Source organism: Collimonas sp. NPDC087041, from assembly GCF_044745265.1.
Classification (GTDB): Bacteria; Pseudomonadota; Gammaproteobacteria; order Burkholderiales; family Burkholderiaceae_D; genus Collimonas.
The window spans coordinates 547,561-565,410 of record NZ_JBIUZX010000002.1 but is presented as its reverse complement, the minus strand read 5'-3'; the positions used below and the strand labels follow the sequence as shown (position 1 = coordinate 565,410).

The window sequence follows — 17,850 nt, the reverse complement described above, 5'->3', positions numbered from 1 at the left end:
AGGTTGAAAGACAGCCCATTCTATCAATTCGCTTGCCGCAAAGAATGACAATATTGTCATTCATATGTCACCGATAAGACACTGCGCCGGCCCCAAACTGGGATTCCCAGCAACCACCGAGACAGTTTTCATGAAAACATCACAACTCTTGCGCCGACTTGTTCCCGTATTGGCCGCGTCGACCCTCTTGGCCTACGGCGCCGCCGCCAGCGCACAAACCGCTGCCGCTCCGGCAACACCGGTTCGGGTGCGCGCCACGATTGACAAGGTGAATACCGATAGCCTCGAAGTCAGTGCAAAAGGCGGCAAGAAAATGACCTTGAAACTGGCGCCAGACCTGATGTTGTTCGCGGTCAGCCATGCTGCCATCAGCGATATCAAATCGGACAGCTTCATCGGATCTGCTGCGGTGCCGTTACCCGACGGCAGCTTGAAAGCGCTGGAAGTACATGTGTTCCCGGCCGGCATGAAGGTTGGCGAAGGCAGCTACGCCTGGGATCTCGGCAAGAACAGCAGCATGACCAACGGTACCGTGGGCGATGTCGTCGTGACCAGCGGCCGCACCATTACCGTCAAGTATCCGCAGGGCGAGAAGAAAATCGTGGTGCCGGCCGATGTGCCTATCGTCAGCCTGGAAAAGGGTGATCGCAGTCTGCTGGTTCCCGGCGCCCATGGCGTGTTCTTCGTCAGCAAGGCGGCGGATGGCAGCGATGTCGTGGGACGCGCATCTATCGGCAAGAACGGCGTAGTGCCGCCGATGTAATTCAGTAAGGCAGGCGGGCGCTGTTGGCGTCCGCGCATCCTCTTTACAAGGCGCACCCATGACAACCGCAGAAACTCATCCACAACAGAATCGAGCAAGCCCGGCCGCCAAGCGCCGCATCATCCATCCGCTGCCGGTGCGCGCTACGCACTGGATCAACGCCTTCGCCATGGTATGCATGGTGATGAGTGGCTGGGCGATTTATAACGCCTCGCCGCTGTTTGGCTTTTCATTCCCGAAATGGGCCACGCTGGGCGGTTGGCTGGGCGGCGCGATTGCCTGGCACTTTGCGGCCATGTGGCTGCTGGTGGTGAATGGCTTGATTTATTTTTTCTACGGATTGGCGCGCGGGCATTTTCGCCGCCACTTCCTGCCGCTGCGCGGCGCCGACCTGATGCGTGATTTCAAGCAGGCGCTGACATTCAAATTGCCGCACCAGGCCGGCATCTATAACGCGATACAGCGCCTGATGTATATCGGCGTGCTGCTGCTAGGCGTGCTGGTGGTGGCGTCTGGTTTGTCGATCTGGAAGCCGGTGCAACTGGATGGCCTGGTCGATTTGTTCGGCGGTTACGACGTGGCGCGGCGCGTGCATTTTGTTGCCATGGCCGGCATCGTCGCGTTTGTGGTGGTTCATCTGGCGCTGGTGCTGATCGTACCAAGTACATTATTGCCGATGCTGACCGGACGCGCGCCAAAATATAAAGTGGCACAGGAGCCTCAGCCATGACGGATAAAAAAACGGATGTGCCGACCAATGCGGAGCTGAAACCTGAACTGGTGCAGTTGCAGCGCCGCTTGTTCCTGCGCTCCGGCTTGTCGCTGGGGGCGCTGTCGATGCTGTCGGGCTGCAATCTGCAGGATGGCGATACGGTCGACAAGGTGTTGTGGGCCATGTCGCGCTGGAACGACCGGGTGCAAGGTTTGTTGTTTCGGCCGAATCATCTGGCGCCGACCTACCCGGCTAGCATGATCACCAAGCCGTTTCCGTTCAACGCTTTCTATGACGCCGATTCGGCGCCGGAAATCGATGGCGATACTTACAAGCTGGAAGTCTCCGGCCTGGTACGCGACAAGCGCAGCTGGAGCCTGGCGCAATTGCGGGCGTTGCCGCAGGCGTCGCAAATCACGCGGCATATCTGCATCGAAGGCTGGAGCGCCATCGGCCAATGGAGCGGCGTGCCGTTCCGTACTTTCCTGGCGCATATCGGCGCCGATACCACGGCACGCTATGTCGGCTTCAAATGTGCGGATCGCTACTACTCAAGCCTGGACATGGCGACCGCGCTGCATCCGCAAACGATATTGGCGCTGGATTTCGGCAAAGAGCCGCTGCCGACTGAGTATGGCTATCCGTTAAAATTGCGGGTGCCGACCAAGCTGGGTTTCAAGAATCCCAAGCACATCGCGGCGATCTTCGTGACCAATGAAAATCCCGGCGGTTATTGGGAAGACCAGGGCTACAACTGGTTCAGCGGTTCCTGACAGCTTTTCATTCGCCGCGTCCAGTGCAGCAAGGGCAGCCACGATGCCGGTTGTGCAGATGCGGCGCATCGATTTCTTCATCATCCTGCGCCAGCGTCTGCATGTACGCGGCCAGCGATTGTTCCATGCTGGCCAGTAGATCGGCGGGCTTGCTTGGCCGGTGCTCCGGTCCTGCCAGCCATTGCTCGACGACGGTCGTGTGATGCATGTTTTTCATTCTTCCACCTGGCTGTAAAATTTCTCGCAAATCTTGATCCGTTCGGGCCCTTGTTCATTGCGCCAGTTGTGATCCCAATAGAGTGTCTGGTTTTGCACCTGAGGCGTCAAGCGACAAACTCTCAAGTTCACTTGAGCCAAATTTATACAGGCGGCAACCAGCCTGTCAGATTTTGCAGATTTTGTTGCAGATGACATGCTGCGGTCATAAATGCGGTTTACATTCCGACGAATGATGTACTTTGGAAACATTTGCATTCATTTTATCGGTCTGTTTCCCTTTATTCACGGAGCCTTTCATGAAAATCAGCCGCAAATTGTTGTGCACCTTCATCGCCGGCGTGGCTTGCGCCGCGCCCTTGCTAATGGCATCACCCAACGCCCTGGCCTGGGGCGATGAAGGACATATGGTGGTCGGCCTGATCGCCAACAATTACCTGACTGCCGATGTCCGCGCGCAGGTCAACGCCATGCTGGCCACCGATAGCAGCGGCCTGACCGCGACCGACATCGCCTCCGAAGCGACTTGGGCCGACAAATACCGCAATGCCCATCGCGAAACCGCAGCCTGGCATTTTGTCGATACCGAAATCAGCGACGGCGACATCGACGCCGCCTGCTTCGGCCATCCGACCCTGCCGGCCAATACACCGGCGTCGGCCGGCGTCGCCCAGGATTGCGTGGTCGATAAGGTCGATCAGTTCACCGTAGAATTGCGCGACCCGAACACCGCGCCGGCAGAACGCCTGTTGGCGCTGCAGTTCCTGCTGCACTTCATCGGCGATCTGCATCAGCCGCTGCATTCCAGTGATTCCAACGACCGCGGCGGCAATGATGAAACGGTGTCGGCAACCGGCATCGCAGCCGGCAAGCTGCATGCGTATTGGGACACTGCCTTCGTGAATAAATTGGGGACCGACCAGAACCAGGTGGCGTCGGCATTGATCGCCAAGATCAGCAACACCCAGATCGCGCAATGGCAGCAGCAGACGCCGCGCGACTGGTCGCTGGAAGCCTTCGACCTGGCCCGCACCGATGCCTACGGCAAGTTGCCGACACCGGATTCCAGCGGCAAATACAAGCTGCCGGCGACTTATGTCAGCAACGCCACCAGCGTTGTTGCAACGCAGCTGAGCCGTGCCGGTGTGCGCCTGGCCAAGGTATTGAATGATGCATTGGGTAGCAGCGCTGCGACGAATAGCGCGGCAGTATTTGCATCGCCGTTCAGCAGCAAGTAGGGTGCTCACCCGCGCCCACGCGTGAGCTCAAATGCCATCGCGCCGTTTGAGCAACGCGTGGGCAAAAAAACTTGCCCACCCTACTTCTTGATTAACAACGGTCATTCTCGCGAACGCGGGAAGGACGTGGCGGAGGGCGTCGAATTAAGCGTAGCGTGGGCACTTGTGCCCACGCGTGACCTCAAATTTCATCGCGTCTTTTGAGCAACGCGTGGGCAAAAAAACTTGCCCACCCTACTTCTTGATTAACAACGGTCATTCCCGCGAACGCGGGAAGGACGTGGCGGACGGCGTCGAATTAAGCGTAGGGTGGGCACTTGTGCCCACGCGTGACCTCACATTCCATTGCGCCGTTTGAGCAACGCGTGGGAAAAAACTTGCCCACCCTACTTCTTGATGAACAATTGTCATTCCCGCGTTCGCGGGGACGACGCTGTTAATGGCGCTTCACTAAATTACGCAATCAACCCACGCTTGGCCAGCATCGGCTCTACCTTCGGATCGCGGCCACGGAAGGCGCGGAACGCCTGTGCCGGATCCTGCTTGTTGCCGGAGCTGTAGATGTGACGCTGCAGGCGTTCGGCAATCGCCGGCTGGAACGGATCGCCGGCTTCGATGAAGGCATCGTAGGCATCGGCATCCAGCACTTCGGCCCACATGTAGACGTAGTAGCCGGCAGCATAATCCGAACCGGCAAACAGATGCTGGAAATGGCTCAGGTAATGGCGTTGGCCGATGTCCTGCGGAATGCCCATCAATTCGCACTGCTGCGCTTCAAAGGCTGCGAGGTCAACCTTCGTCCCATTCGGCAGCGAATGCAGCGCCATGTCGATCAGCGCCGGGCCGGCGTACATGATGGTGGCCCAGGCCTGGTCGAATTGGCGTGCGCGTTTCAGCTTTTCCAGCAGGGCTGGCGGAATTGCTTCGCCGGTCTGGTAATGACGCGCATGATGCTGCAACACCACTTCTTCTTCAGCCCAGTTCTCGAAAATCTGCGACGGCAATTCAACGTAATCCTGCAGCACTTGCGTGCCGGCCAGGCGCTCGTACTTCACCTGCGACAACAAGCCGTGCAAGCCGTGGCCGAATTCATGGAACAGCGTGCGCACATCGTCGAAACTCAACAGCGCCGGATCGGCCTTGGCGAAATTGTTGTTGTTGATGACGATCGGCAGTGTGCCGCCGTTCTGGCCGGATTGGCTGCGGAAGACATGCATCCAGGCGCCGCTGCGCTTGCTGGCGCGCGCGTAGTTGTCGCCGATGAACAAGCCGATCAGCGCGTTCTCGCGGTTGCGCACTTCCCACAGGCGGGCGTCGGGATGATGCAGGGCGACGCCGTGCTGTTCGACAAAGCTGATGCCAAACAGGCGCTGGGCGCAATCGAACATTGCGGCGATCATGTTTTCCAGCGCGAAGTATGGCTTCAGTTCGGCATCGTCGAGATCGTAGCGGGCTTGTCGCACTTTCTCTGCCAGGTAGCGCCAGTCCCAGGCTGCGATCGGAGTCGGTTGGCCCAGGCTGCGCGCCATCTCGGTGAGTGCTGCGCGATCCTCGCCAGCCTTGGCCTTGGCCGGTTCCCAGACCTTGCCGAGCAATGCCGAAACGGCTTCCGGCTTGCCGGCCATGCGGTCGATCAGCTGGTAATCGGCGTAGGTCGGATAGCCGTGCAACTGCGCCTGTTCCTGGCGCAAGGCCATGATTTCCGCAGCGATCGGCCGATTGTCATGCGCGCCGGCATGGGCGCCGCGCGCGACGCGGCCACGCCATACGGCTTCGCGCAGGTCGCGTCGGTCGGAGAACGTCAGGAACGGTTCGGCCAGCGATGGCGACAGCGTAATCACATGGCTGCCTTCCGGCAGGCCAAGTTGTTGCGCCGCCGAACGCGCCGATGCGCGCAGGAAGTCCGGCAAGCCGGCCAGCGCCGCTTCATCTGCAAGTTCCAGCGCAAAGCTGGATTCGTCGGCCAGCACGTTCTGGGTAAATGCCGTGCTCAGGGCTGCCGGTCGTTCGGTCAGGGCGCTGTAACGGGCGCGCGACTGCGCTGGCAGGTTGGCGCCGGCGCGTACGAAATCCAGGTGTACCCGTTCCAGCAAACGCAATTGCACCGGATCCAGGTCCAGTTCGGCGCGACGCGCATACAGCGCATCAATCCGCGCAAACAAACCGGCGTGCAGGTAGATCGCATTGCGGTGCGCTGCCAACTGCGGCGCCAGTTCGACTTCGGCCGCTTGCAGCGCCGGCGAGGTTTCGCTGGCGGTGAGGTTTTCGAACAGCAGGCTGATGCGGTTGTTGAGGCGGCCCGAGGCGTCGAAGGCTGCCAGTGTATTGGCAAAATCGGGCGCGGCGGATTGGCCGGCGATCGCATCGATTTCGGCCAGGTGCGCCGGCAGCGCCACGGCGAAGGCCGGCGCGAAATGCTCGGCCTTGATCAGGTCGAAAGGCGGCAATCCGTAAGGAGTGTTCCAGTCTTGCAACAGCGGGTTGGTGGCGTGCAAATCAGTCATGGCGGCTAGCATCCGGGCTAATGAAGAGAACGCTATTGTATAGCTCTACATAAACTTTTACGCAGGCCGCCGGAGGTTGTTATAAAGCCAATCGCTCAGTGTCGTGAGACTCGTAAACGCGGCGCAATCCGATCTGCTCGCGCACCCGCAGGAATTGATGGCGATTGCGTCGGACGCTTTGTTGCAGAAACTGCCGTTTGTGGGGCTACGCAGCAGCATATTCGGATAAGGGATAGAGTGTCGGGTCGTATTATTAAAGGCAATTCGCAATGACAAACGCACAACCCTCCAAACTCAGTCCCGGCCTGGTCATCATGATGTCGATCGCCACCGGCGTCGCCGTGGCCAGCAACTATTACGCCCAGCCCCTGCTGCATACGATTGCATCGCGCTTCGGCATTTCCAACGGCAGCGCCGGCCTGATCGTCACCGTGGCCCAACTGGGCTACGCGTTCGGCCTGATGCTGCTGGTGCCGCTGGCGGACATGGTGGAACGCAAAAAACTGATTATCGTGATGACGCTGTTGTCTGCTTGCGGATTGCTGATCACCGCGACCGCGCAAAGCATGGTGTTCGTGCTGATCGGCACTGCGCTGACCGGCTTGTTTTCCGTGGTGTCGCAGGTCCTGGTGCCATTTGCCGCAACGCTGGCGGCACCGCATGAGCGCGGCAAGGTGGTTGGCCACGTGATGACCGGCCTGTTGCTCGGCATCCTGCTGGCGCGTACAGTGGCTGGCTATTTGTCGGCACTGGGTGGTTGGCAAACGGTTTACTGGTTCGGTGCGGCGCTGATGATCGTGACGGCGATCGTACTCGGACGCGCGTTGCCGCGCCATCACCAGGAACAGCATCTCAGCTATCCGCGACTGCTGGCGTCGATCCTGACCTTGTTCGTACAAGAACCGGTATTGCGTATCCGCGCCCTGCTGGGCGGCATCATCTTTGCCGTGTTCAGCGTGCTGTGGACATCGATTTCGTTCCTGCTGGCGGCAGCGCCTTTCAACTATTCGGACGGCACCATCGGCCTGTTCGGTCTGGTCGGCGCTGCCGGCGCACTGGCCGCCTCGCATGCCGGCCGACTGGCCGACCGCGGCCATGCCGGTCGTTCCACTGCCATCGGCCTGGCGCTGCTGTTGCTGTCCTGGCTGCCGCTGGTGTTCGCCAAGAGTTCGCTGCTGGGCCTGATCATCGGCATCCTGGTGCTGGACTTGATGGTGCAGGCGGTGCACGTCACCAACCTGAGCGTCATCAATCACCTGCAACCCGAATCGCGCAACCGCCTGACCGCCGGCTACATGACCTGTTACTTCATTGGCGGCGCTTGCGGTTCGGTATTGTCGACCGCGATGTACGGTTACGCCGGCTGGTTCGGTGTGTCGATGACAGGCGCCGGACTGAGTGCCGCTGGTTTGGTGGCATGGCTGCTGTTGGGGCGTAACGAACAAGTTACGCATGTCGCCGGCAGCTCGATCCGCGACGCCGGCAATCACTGATCATTGCTGCTCACGCGCCCTCTTCTACCAGGATTTCCGACAGCAATTTTTTGATTTCGGGAACGCATGAACCGCAGTTGCCGCCCGCCTTCAGGCAGGTGGTGACTTGCGCAACACTGGTCAACCCCTGCTTGCGCACCGCGTCGCAAATCGTATTGCGGCCGACGCCGAAGCAGGAACACACGGTAGGTCCGGTATCCACACCTTTCTCGATGGGCTGGCCGAGCAGCAGGCCGATGCGGTCGGCATCATCCAGTTTTTCCTTGCCGAACAGGCTGGCCAGCCAGGCGCGTGACGGCAGGTCCGGGCGTGGCGACAGGAACACGCAGGCATCGATGCGATCATCGACCACATGCACGGCCCGATAGATGCCGGCGCTGACATCCTGGTATTCCAGCCAGTCGGCATCGGCGGTATCCACGTCTAATAGCGTTGCGGCCCACTCGCTGTGCGCGGCAATCGGGCTGCGGCCTGCCAGCTCATAGCGGTTGAAGTGTCGTCCCTGGATGCGTGTCCAATGCGTGACATCGTCCAGCATCGGCCGTCTGCGGCTCAACACGAAACCGTACCAGGCCACGCGGAATTCCTCGACCCGCACCGGCGTATGCTTGAATTCCGGTTCGCCGGAAACCGGATCGACCACTGGATTGACCAGCGCTCCCACCCGCGCATCCGAAGCCGACTGACCGTTCCAATGGATCGGCACGAAAATGCTACCGCGGGCAATGCCGCCGCCGTGCTGCACCCTGGCCACCATCTCGCCCCAACGACTCGACACGCGTGCCAGCATGCCTTCGCGCACGCCATACAGCAGCGCGTCCTGCGGATGCATGTCGATGAACGATTCCGGCACGTGATCGGCCAACTTGGGTGACTTGCCGGTGCGCGTCATGGTGTGCCACTGGTCGCGCACGCGACCGGTATTGAGGCTCAGCGGATAGTCGTTGTCGGGTGCATGTTGCGGCCCCCGGGGAATGGTGGCGATGAAGCGCGCCTTGCCATCCGGGTGCGCGAAGCGGCGGTCGACAAACAGCCTTGCCGTGCCTTGCTTTTCACCCGATGCAAGCGTGGTCAACGGCCATTGCACCGGGGTCATCGCATCGAACTGTTTTTGATCCAGGCCGCTCAGGCCACTCAGGTTGAATGTGCGGCGCTGACCAAAGGCGTCGCCATTGCGATAGGCGCTGAGGCGAGCGTGTTCATCGAACACCTGATGTACAGCCGTGAAATCGAATCCCTTGAAACCCATGCGTTGCGCCACCTGGCACAGGATCTGCCAATCGGCGCGGGCCTCGCCCGGTGTCGGCAGGAATGCGCGTTGACGGGAAATGCGGCGTTCCGAACTGGTGACGGTACCGTCTTTTTCGCCCCAACCCAGCGCCGGCAGCAAGACGTGGGCGAAGGCATTGGTGTCGGTTTTTTCGATAATGTCGGACACAACCACCAGCTCGCATTTGGACAATGCGCGTTGCACCTGATCGGCATCCGGCAGGCTGACTACCGGATTGGTAGCGATGATCCAGACTGCCTTGACGCGGCCGGCTTCAATCGCCTGGAACAGATCGACTGCCTTCAGGCCGGGCCGTTCGGCCATGCGCGGCGCCTGCCAGAAATCCTGCACGGTTTGCCGATGCTGCGGATTCTCCAGGTCCATGTGCGCCGCCAGCATGTTGGACAGTCCGCCAACTTCGCGGCCACCCATCGCGTTGGGCTGGCCGGTGATTGAGAACGGCCCCATACCGGGCCGGCCGATGCGTCCGGTGAGCAAATGGCAGTTGATAATGCTGTTGACCTTGTCGGTGCCGGCCGACGATTGGTTCACACCTTGCGAAAACGCAGTCACCGTTTTTTCGTGCGCGGCAAACCATTCGTAGAACGTCAGCAAATCTTGCGGGTCCAGTTTGCAGGCTTTCGCCACGGCGGCATGGTCGGCGCAGTCGCCTTGCGCGGCGTCCAGCGCCGCTGCCACGCCATTGGTGCTGGCGTCGACGAAGTCGCTGTCGATGGCGTTGTTGCGCGCCAGGAAGCTAAGCAAGCCGTTGAACAGCCAGACATCGCTGCCGGCTTTCAGCGGCAGGTGCAGGTCGGCCAGTTCGCAAGTCGCGGTGCGGCGCGGATCGATCACTACCAGCCTCATCTGCGGCCGCGTTTCCTTGATCCTGGCGATGCGCTGGAACAGGATAGGATGGCACCACGCGGTGTTGGAGCCGACCAGCACCACCAGGTCGGCCAGTTCCAGATCCTCGTAACAGACCGGCACCAGGTCGGCGCCGAACGCGCGCTTGTGGCCTGCCACTGCGGACGACATGCACAGGCGCGAATTGGTGTCGATGTTGGCGCCGCCAATGTAGCCTTTCATCAGCTTGTTGGCGATGTAATAGTCTTCGGTCAGCAACTGACCCGACACATATAACGCGACCGAATCCGGTCCGTGCTGTTCGATGATTGAGCGGAAGCCGTGCGCTACCTGATCCAACGCTGCGTCCCAGGAAACGCGTTGCAGCGGCTGGCTTGCGTCGGCTTCCACGCGCATCTTCGGATACAGCAGGCGGCCATCGAGATCGACGGTTTCGCCCAACGCTGAACCCTTGACGCACAATCGCCCGTAATTCGACGCATGGCTCTCATCGCCGGCGATATCAACCTGGCCGTCGTTGTGCAAGGTAGCGCGCACGCCGCAGCCGACGCCGCAATAGGGACAGGTGGTCAGCGTGCTGCCCGGCTTGTAACTCAGTTTTTCAGCCGGTAGCAGCGGGAAGGAAGGAGCCGATTTCACACGCGCTCCCGATCAGGCGGCCTGGGCGCATAGCGCCTGGCCGAACAGCAGCTGGCTGCGCAGCCCTGAGATATCGGTGCGTCGCTGGATCATTTCAAAATACCAGGGGCCATCCTTGACGTCGCCGTACAGCACCGCGCCGACAATATGCGGACCCTTGATGACCAGCCGTTTGTAGATGCCGCGGCGCGGATCGCGCAGCACCAGGTCTTCGCTGCCCTCGCTGCCGATGAAATCGCCGGCCGAATACAAATCGACACCGGTGACCTTGAGCTTGGTGGCGGTGGCTTGCTGCACATAACGCCGATGGCCGGCGCCGGCCAGGTGGGCGCCGCATACTCGCGCCTGTTCCCAGATCGGCGCCACCAGGCCGAAGGTCGCCAGGCGGTGTTGCACGCACTCGCCAACTGCATAGATGCGCGGATCGTAAGTTTGCAAGGTGTCATCGACCACGATTGCGCGTTCGCAATGCAGGCCGGCCTGCTGCGCCAGTTCGATGTTGGGGCGGACGCCAGCCGTCATCACCACCAGGTCGGCAGGAATTTCGCTGCCGTCCTTGAAACGTACAGCGGTGACTTGCTGTTCACCGATGATTTCAGCTGTCTGAGCGTTCAATAAAAAGTGCAGCCCTTTTTGTTCCAGCGCCGTCTTCAACAGCAGCGCCGCCGGCTTGTCGAGCTGCCTTTCCATCAGGCTGTCCATCACATGCACTACAGTCACATCCATGCCCTGTCGCAGCAGGCCGTTGGCGGCTTCCAGACCCAACAGGCCGCCGCCGATGACCACCGCGTGGCGATGATTGCGCGCCGCGTTCAGCATGGTTTCGACATCCTGGATATCGCGGAAGGCGATCACGCCCGGCAACTGATGACCGGGCACCGGGATGATGAACGGCTTGGAGCCGGTCGCCAGCAGCAGGCGGTCGTAGCGCAATTCAACGCCGGCGCGCGAGCGTACGATGCGGCGTTGGCGATCTATGCTCAATACCGGATCGCCGGCATGCAGCGTGATGCCGTTTTGCTTGTACCACTCGGGCGTGTTGAGCATGATGTCGTCGATGCTCTTGTCGCCGGCCAGCAGTGGCGACAGCAGGATGCGGTTGTAATTGCCGTGCGGCTCGGCGCCGAACACGGTGATGTCGTACAGGTCCGGCGCCAGCTTGAGCAATTCCTCGACCGTGCGCATGCCGGCCATGCCATTGCCGATCACTGCCAGCACTGGCTTTTTTGCCATCGATGGCGCGCCGGTTGTCATATGCCGACCCAGACCTGGCCGTCGGCGATGCGGGCCGGATAAGCGGCGACCGAATGTTCCGGCGCCTCCAGGCACTCGCCAGTCTGTAGATCAAAGTGCTGCTTGTAGATTGGTGAGGCCACCACGATGCGTTCGCCCAGGCTGCCGACCAGACCACGTGACAACACGGAAACTTCGGCGTTCGGATCGTAATTGCCGATAGCAAAGACGCGCGATTCGCCATCGATGACGTGGAATATTGCGATCTGCTCGCCGTTGACCAGCGCGCAGACGCCGGTGTTCGGCACAATGCGTTCGAGTGGGCAAACGGCAATCCAGTTACTGCTTTGACGGTCATTGTGCATGTGATTTCCTTCAGGCCGTTTCAACTACAACCGGGATGCGAATGCGCTTGCGTTCTTCCACTGTAGCCGGCCGGATTTGCCGTCGCTCTTCGACGAACATCACGTTGTCGTCGACTTGCTCGCTATTGACGAAATGCTGGAAGCGCTGGCGCGTGGCCGGATCGGTGACAGCGGTTTTCCACTCGCATTGGTAGGTGTCGACTACATGCTGCATGTCCGCTTCCAGCTCGGCGGCAATGTTCAGCTTGTCGTCCACCACCACTTGCTTCAGGTAATCGAGGCCGCCTTCCAGGTTGTCGCGCCAGACGCTGGTACGTTGCAGGCGGTCGGCGGTGCGAACATAGAACATCAGGAAACGGTCGATGGTGCGGATCAATGCCGCCTTGTCGAGATCGGCCACCAGCAGTTCCGCATGGCGCGGCTTCATGCCGCCATTGCCGCAGACGTACAGGTTCCAGCCCTTCTCGGTGGCGATGATGCCGACATCCTTGCCCTGCGCTTCCGCACATTCGCGGGTGCAACCGGAGACGCCGAACTTGATCTTGTGCGGCGCGCGCAAACCTTTGTAGCGATTTTCCAGTTCGATCGCCAAGCCGACGCTGTCTTCCAGGCCGTAGCGGCACCAGGTCGAACCGACGCAGGATTTCACGGTGCGCAGCGATTTGCCATACGCATGGCCGGATTCGAAACCGGCCGCTATCAATTCTTCCCAGATCAACGGCAACTGCTCAACCCGGGCGCCGAACAGGTCAACCCGCTGGCCGCCGGTAATCTTGGTATACAGGCCGTACTTCTTGGCAACCTGGCCGACCGCGATCAAGCCGTCCGGCGTGACTTCGCCGCCGGCCATGCGTGGCACTACTGAATACGTGCCGTCCTTCTGGATATTGCCGAGGAAGTAATCGTTGGAATCCTGCAGGCCGGCATGCTCCTTTTTCAGTACGAAATCGTTCCAGCAGGATGCCAGGATGCTGGCCGCGACCGGCTTGCAGACGTCGCAGCCAAGGCCCTTGCCGTGTTGTTTCAACAAAGCGTCGAAGGTCTTGATCTGGCCGACCCGCACCAGGTGATACAGCTCCTGGCGCGAGTACGGGAAATGTTCGCAGACATGATTGTTGACCGCCATGCCCTGCTTCTTCATCTCGGCCTTCATGACCTGCGTGACCAACGCTACGCAGCCACCGCAGGAAGTGCCGGCCTTGGTGCAGCTCTTCAGCGCGCCGATGCTGGTAGCGCCGGCGTTGACCGCCGCACACAACGCGCCTTTGGAAACGTCATTGCAGGAGCATATCTGCGCGCTGTCCGGCAGCGCATCGACCCCCAGCCCGACCTTGGCCTGGCCATCGGCCTGCGGCAGGATCAGGAATTCCGGCGATGCCGGCAACTCGATGCGGTTCAACATCATCTGCAGCAGCGTGCCGTACTCGCTGGCATCGCCAACCATCACGCCGCCCAACAAATACTTGCCGCATTCCGACACGACGATTTTCTTGTAGATCTGCTTGCGCTCGTCGGTGAACTGGTAAGAGCGGCTGCCGGCTTCCTTGCCGTGCGGGTCACCGATGCTGGCCACATCGACCCCCATCAGCTTGAGCTTGGTGCTCATGTCGGCGCCGGCGAATTCCGGAACGACTACGCTGCTGTCATTGGTGAGCGTCGCCAGGACGTGCTTGGCGGCGATGCGCGCCATGTCGTAGCCGGGCGCCACCAGGCCGAAAATGCGGCCGTTCCACAATGCGCATTCGCCGATGGCGTAGATGTCCGGATCGGAACTGCGGCAGCTGTTGTCGATCACGATGCCGCCGCGGTCGCCGACTTGCAATCCGCTGTCGCGCGCCAGCTCGTCGCGCGGACGAATACCGGCCGAGAACACGATCATGTCGGTATCGAGATGGCTGCCGTCATCGAAATTCATGCGATGCGTGCCGGTTTTTCCATCGACGATTTCCAGTGTGTTCTTTTGCGTATGCGCGGTGACGCCCAGTTCCTCGATTTTCTGGCGCAGAATGCGGCCGCCGCTTTCATCTACCTGTACCGCCATCAGGCGCGGTGCAAATTCGACCACGTGGGTTTCCAGCTGCATGTCGCGCAGCGCCTTGGCGCATTCCAGGCCAAGCAGGCCGCCGCCGATCACGACACCGCTGCGCGAGCGCTGGCCGCATTCCAGCATCGCTTCCAGGTCTTCGATGGTGCGATAGACGAAGCAATCCTTGCGCTGGTTGCCGGCCAGGGTCGGCACGAATGGATAGGAGCCGGTGGCGATCACCAGCTTGTCGTAAGGCAGGGTCTGGATCGCACCGTTGATATTGAAGGTCACGGTCCTGGCCTCGGTGTCGATCAGCTGCGCCTTGGCATTCAGCTTTAACGTGATATGGCTGGCCTTCTCGAAAAAGCCGGGCGTCACTAATGACAGATCCTGCGCCGATTTGCCGGCAAAGAATTCCGACAGATGGACGCGGTCGTAAGCTGGACGCGGCTCTTCGCACAGCACCGTGACCTCGATCTCGCTGGCGCCTGATTCGGCCAGGCATTCGAGGAATTTGTGGCCGACCATGCCGTGTCCGATGACGATGATTTTCATGTTATCTCCCTCAGGCGCTGACGCCGTTTGCGGCCATCACACTGTCATGCAATTCCTGTTCCCGTGCCTTGTGTTCGGCGCTGAAGCGCACCGCAATCGCACACAAGGCCGAGACCGACACCAGCACGCCGAGCGCGCTCAGTGTTTGCTGGGTATCGCCCAATCCCTTCATCAGGAAACCGGCGGCGACTGCACCGACATTGCCGCCGGCGCCGATGATGCCGGCCACGCCGCCGAGTGCTTTGCGATCAATGAACGGCACCAGCGCATACGTCGCGCCGCAGGCCATGTGTGTGAACAAGCCGAAGGTCAGCATCGCCGCTACCGCCAGGACGACGCTGCCGGCATGCGCAAACCACAGCAGGCCCAGCCCTTCGCCCAGCATCAACACGAACAGCAAAGTGGCGCGGCTATCGAGGTTGCCGCGCAGGGCCATCTTGTCGGACAGCCAGCCGCCCAATGCCCGCGCAAACAAGGCCAGCAAGCCGAAGCTGGCGGCTGCCATGCCGGCGCTTTTCAACGACAGGCCGAAATGATCGACGTAGTAAATCGCAGCGATGTTGTGGATGAATATCTCAACGCCAAAGCAGGCGCCGTAGGTGATGAACAGCAGCCACACCCGGTAGTTGGCGCTGGCGGCGCGGAAACTGGCCCAGCCGCCCTTTTTACCGCCTTCGATGGCGATGCCGGCCGCGCGCAATTCGGCGTAGTTCCCTTGCGGACAATCTTGCGTATAGCGCCAATACAGCGCCGCCATGATCAGCATGAATACGCCCGGCACCAGCAACGCCAGGCGCCAGCCCATGGTTTCGCTGACGCCCAGCATCAACAGCGCCGCCACCAGCAGCGGCATCAATGCTTGCGCCGCACCGCCGCCGCTATTGCCCCAGCCGGCCGAGGCGGCATTCGCGGTGCCGACCACGTTGGAGGCGAACATCACCGAGGTGTGATACTGGGTGATCACAAAACTGGCGCCGACTGCACCGATGCACAGGCGGAAGAACAGGAAACTCTCGTAGCTCTGCACCAGCGCCACGCCGAACACCGGCAATGCGCCTATCAGCAACAGGCCGGTGTAAGTCTTGCGCGGGCCGTAGCGGTCGCATAGCGGGCCGACCAGCAACCGCACCAGGATCGTCACTGCCACCGCCGCGATATTGATATTGGCGATCTGCGCCATGCTCAAGCCGAGTTGGCCTTTGATCAACGGCATCAGCGGCGCGCAGGCGAACCACGCGAAGAAACAGACGAAGAATGCCATCCAGGTCAGGTGAAAGGCGCGCATCTGCGGCGTACGCAGACTGAAGAGTTCGATGCTGGTCGCTTTGTTTGCCATTTTTCGTCTTTAAAAACAAAAAGGCGTCCTCTTGACTCAGCCACAAGGCCGAGCAAGAGGACGCCGTTGTCCAACAGATCCATCGTTGGACCTGCGTTAGAAAAGGTAGGATCGTCGTTGATCCTATGACCTGATTCAGAGCAAACGCCGTGCCACAAACTTAAGTCATTGATTTGTAATGGATTGTGGCGGGTTGCGGAATCAATTGATACGTCGTTGCAGGTCGACGACGGTGCGTTTTGCGTGAAATTGGTGCGCCGCACGCTATTTCGGTGCGGCCTCAGTAGCGGCTACATTGCCTGCCAGCCTTCGATACCGGTAAACATGCCGGCAGCAATCAACAAGCCGCCGACCATGCGGGCAGTGATCAGGCCGCCGCGCGGATTCTCATCGAACCAGGCGCGGGTGCGGCTCGACAGGATGGCAATGAAACCGTACACGCCGGCCTGGGTCAGCGCGGTGATGATCCACAACACCAGCGCCTGCCCCCAGATCGGGCCGGCGTCGATTTTCAGGAACTGCGGGAATATCGCCAGCATGAAGACATAGGCTTTCGGGTTGAGCAAGCTGGTCAGCATGCCTTGATAAAACGTGGTGGCAGGCGCCTTGGCCCGGGCCTGCCCCGGCGTCGCTGCGAAATGGAAACCATCCTTGCTGCGTAACAGCGACCAGCCGATCCAGGCGATATACGCTGCGCCTGCCAGCAACACCAGGTTGAACAGGCTGGGCCACAATTTGAGTACGACAGCCAGGCCCAGCACGCCCATGGTGACGTGGCAAACGCCGCCGGCGATGATGCCGGCCACCGCCGCCAGGCCCGAGCGGCGTCCGCCCACCAGCGAACTTGCCAGCACGAATGCCATGTCCAGCCCGGGCAGCACGATGACGCCGAACACGATCAGGAAGTACAGCCAGAGATTGATGGATTGATGCATTTGATGTCCCCTTATATTTGTAGAGTGTCTGCGGTGCTTTGTATTTTTTCGGCCAGCCAGCGCAAGCGCGAGCGCTTGCCGGGATCGAGGATCACCAGTTCGGGCGCCGACCTGAGCAAGCCTTCTACCGCCAGCGCATTGGCGGCACGATCGGCCAGCGGATAAAAATTCTGTAACTGGTCGTCGTCGCGGGCGATTCCCAGCCATACCAGATACAGGCCGTCGGTCCTGACCGGCAATTGAGGGAAATTGTTTTTTGCATCGAGCGTCACCAACAACCCCGCTTGACGCAGGCCCGCCGCCTGGTAGGTGGCGAAGATCGATGCCGCGTGATTGGCAAACTGCTCGACGTCGTCGCCCTTCAGCGCAAAGATTTGCGCCACCACCACGCCCTGCGCGCCCTGCACTTCGCATACCGGATCCACCGCCGGCAGCACACTGACGCCGCTGTCATGGCGCAACGGGCGCAACAGCATCACGTTATCGCTGTCGATCATCAGGTTGTTCAAGGTGGTGCGGTGCTCCTTCCATACTGGTCCGTAATAGAAGGCGCTATTGACGATGGCGCGGGCATCCATGTCCTTGAAGCCGCGCAGCCAGGTAAATACATTGGGATTGCTGCGTTCGCTGAACTGGCCGAGGGCCAAGGCGCCGAGTTGCTGGAATGCTTCCGGAAAAAAGCTCTCGAAATAAGTCGCGAATTTGGCCAGGCCGCTATCCTTGATCTGGTAGCGGCGGAATTCAATTACCTGGAAATCGTTGGTATCGCTGAGGTTTTGCATGGCGCTTTGCTGGTTGGTTGAAGGAATTGGCGCAAATGTCGACGCATGCGCCGCCGCCAGCAGGAGAACTCCGGCAATGAATCGGTACATGGCTGTCCTCCTCTCCTGCTCACGGTTAGCTGCAAATTTTTTGCTGCCGGAAT

The 17,850-nt window shown here is 60.4% G+C and carries 15 protein-coding genes; 5 read left to right on the top strand and 10 right to left on the bottom strand.

What is annotated here, in order from left to right:
* Nucleotides 1–130: 130 nt before the first annotated feature.
* Genes ACIPF8_RS05725 through ACIPF8_RS05715 form a run of 3 tightly spaced genes read left to right on the top strand, consistent with a single transcriptional unit; the run spans nt 131 to nt 2,248 of the window.
* Nucleotides 131–763: a hypothetical protein gene (locus ACIPF8_RS05725; RefSeq protein WP_400418097.1), complete on the top strand. Its 633-nt coding sequence runs from the start codon at nt 131–133 to the stop codon at nt 761–763.
* A gap of 58 nt (nt 764–821) precedes the next feature.
* Complete coding sequence (locus ACIPF8_RS05720) at nt 822–1,493, top strand: cytochrome b/b6 domain-containing protein (RefSeq protein ID WP_400418095.1); 672 nt, start codon at nt 822–824, stop codon at nt 1,491–1,493.
* Nucleotides 1,490–2,248: a molybdopterin-dependent oxidoreductase gene (locus tag ACIPF8_RS05715; protein WP_400418092.1), complete on the top strand. Its 759-nt coding sequence runs from the start codon at nt 1,490–1,492 to the stop codon at nt 2,246–2,248. The genes ACIPF8_RS05720 and ACIPF8_RS05715 overlap by 4 nt, the downstream gene beginning before the upstream one ends.
* Before the next feature lie 7 nt (nt 2,249–2,255).
* On the opposite strand, the gene ACIPF8_RS05710 is transcribed toward ACIPF8_RS05715, so the two are convergent.
* Nucleotides 2,256–2,456: a hypothetical protein gene (locus tag ACIPF8_RS05710; protein ID WP_400418090.1), complete on the bottom strand. Its 201-nt coding sequence runs from the start codon at nt 2,454–2,456 to the stop codon at nt 2,256–2,258.
* Between the two features lie 5 nt (nt 2,457–2,461).
* Nucleotides 2,462–2,722: a hypothetical protein gene (locus tag ACIPF8_RS05705; protein WP_400418088.1), complete on the bottom strand. Its 261-nt coding sequence runs from the start codon at nt 2,720–2,722 to the stop codon at nt 2,462–2,464.
* A 41-nt stretch (nt 2,723–2,763) separates the two neighbouring features.
* Between ACIPF8_RS05705 and ACIPF8_RS05700 the strand changes: the two genes are divergently transcribed.
* The gene (locus ACIPF8_RS05700; protein ID WP_400418085.1) at nt 2,764–3,702 is read left to right on the top strand and encodes a S1/P1 nuclease; all 939 of its coding nucleotides are present in this window, start codon (nt 2,764–2,766) and stop codon (nt 3,700–3,702) included.
* 455 nt (nt 3,703–4,157) lie between these two features.
* On the opposite strand, the gene ACIPF8_RS05695 is transcribed toward ACIPF8_RS05700, so the two are convergent.
* Nucleotides 4,158–6,206 (bottom strand): M3 family metallopeptidase, encoded by a 2,049-nt coding sequence (locus ACIPF8_RS05695; RefSeq protein ID WP_400418082.1) that lies wholly within the window; start codon nt 6,204–6,206, stop codon nt 4,158–4,160.
* Nucleotides 6,207–6,475: 269 nt separating this feature from the next.
* Between ACIPF8_RS05695 and ACIPF8_RS05690 the strand changes: the two genes are divergently transcribed.
* A complete protein-coding gene (locus tag ACIPF8_RS05690; RefSeq protein WP_400418079.1) occupies nt 6,476–7,699 on the top strand; it encodes an MFS transporter in 1,224 nt (407 codons plus the stop codon).
* Nucleotides 7,700–7,709: 10 nt separating this feature from the next.
* Here ACIPF8_RS05690 and ACIPF8_RS05685 read toward each other — a convergent pair whose 3' ends face one another.
* The 7 genes from ACIPF8_RS05685 to ACIPF8_RS05655 form a co-directional block, all read right to left on the bottom strand.
* Complete coding sequence (locus ACIPF8_RS05685) at nt 7,710–10,451, bottom strand: molybdopterin-dependent oxidoreductase (RefSeq protein WP_400418218.1); 2,742 nt, start codon at nt 10,449–10,451, stop codon at nt 7,710–7,712.
* A gap of 36 nt (nt 10,452–10,487) precedes the next feature.
* Nucleotides 10,488–11,729: an NAD(P)/FAD-dependent oxidoreductase gene (locus ACIPF8_RS05680; protein ID WP_400418077.1), complete on the bottom strand. Its 1,242-nt coding sequence runs from the start codon at nt 11,727–11,729 to the stop codon at nt 10,488–10,490.
* The gene (gene nirD, locus ACIPF8_RS05675) at nt 11,726–12,073 is read right to left on the bottom strand and encodes a nitrite reductase small subunit NirD (protein WP_400418075.1); all 348 of its coding nucleotides are present in this window, start codon (nt 12,071–12,073) and stop codon (nt 11,726–11,728) included. The genes ACIPF8_RS05680 and nirD overlap by 4 nt, the downstream gene beginning before the upstream one ends.
* Before the next feature lie 10 nt (nt 12,074–12,083).
* Complete coding sequence (gene nirB / locus ACIPF8_RS05670; protein WP_400418073.1) at nt 12,084–14,654, bottom strand: nitrite reductase large subunit NirB; 2,571 nt, start codon at nt 14,652–14,654, stop codon at nt 12,084–12,086.
* A 10-nt stretch (nt 14,655–14,664) separates the two neighbouring features.
* Nucleotides 14,665–15,990, bottom strand: a complete 1,326-nt coding sequence (locus ACIPF8_RS05665) for an MFS transporter (protein ID WP_400418070.1) — start codon at nt 15,988–15,990, stop codon at nt 14,665–14,667.
* A 290-nt stretch (nt 15,991–16,280) separates the two neighbouring features.
* The gene (locus ACIPF8_RS05660; RefSeq protein ID WP_400418067.1) at nt 16,281–16,925 is read right to left on the bottom strand and encodes a LysE family translocator; all 645 of its coding nucleotides are present in this window, start codon (nt 16,923–16,925) and stop codon (nt 16,281–16,283) included.
* Nucleotides 16,926–16,936: 11 nt separating this feature from the next.
* Nucleotides 16,937–17,797, bottom strand: a complete 861-nt coding sequence (locus ACIPF8_RS05655) for an NIPSNAP family protein (RefSeq protein ID WP_400418064.1) — start codon at nt 17,795–17,797, stop codon at nt 16,937–16,939.
* Nucleotides 17,798–17,850 lie beyond the last annotated feature (53 nt).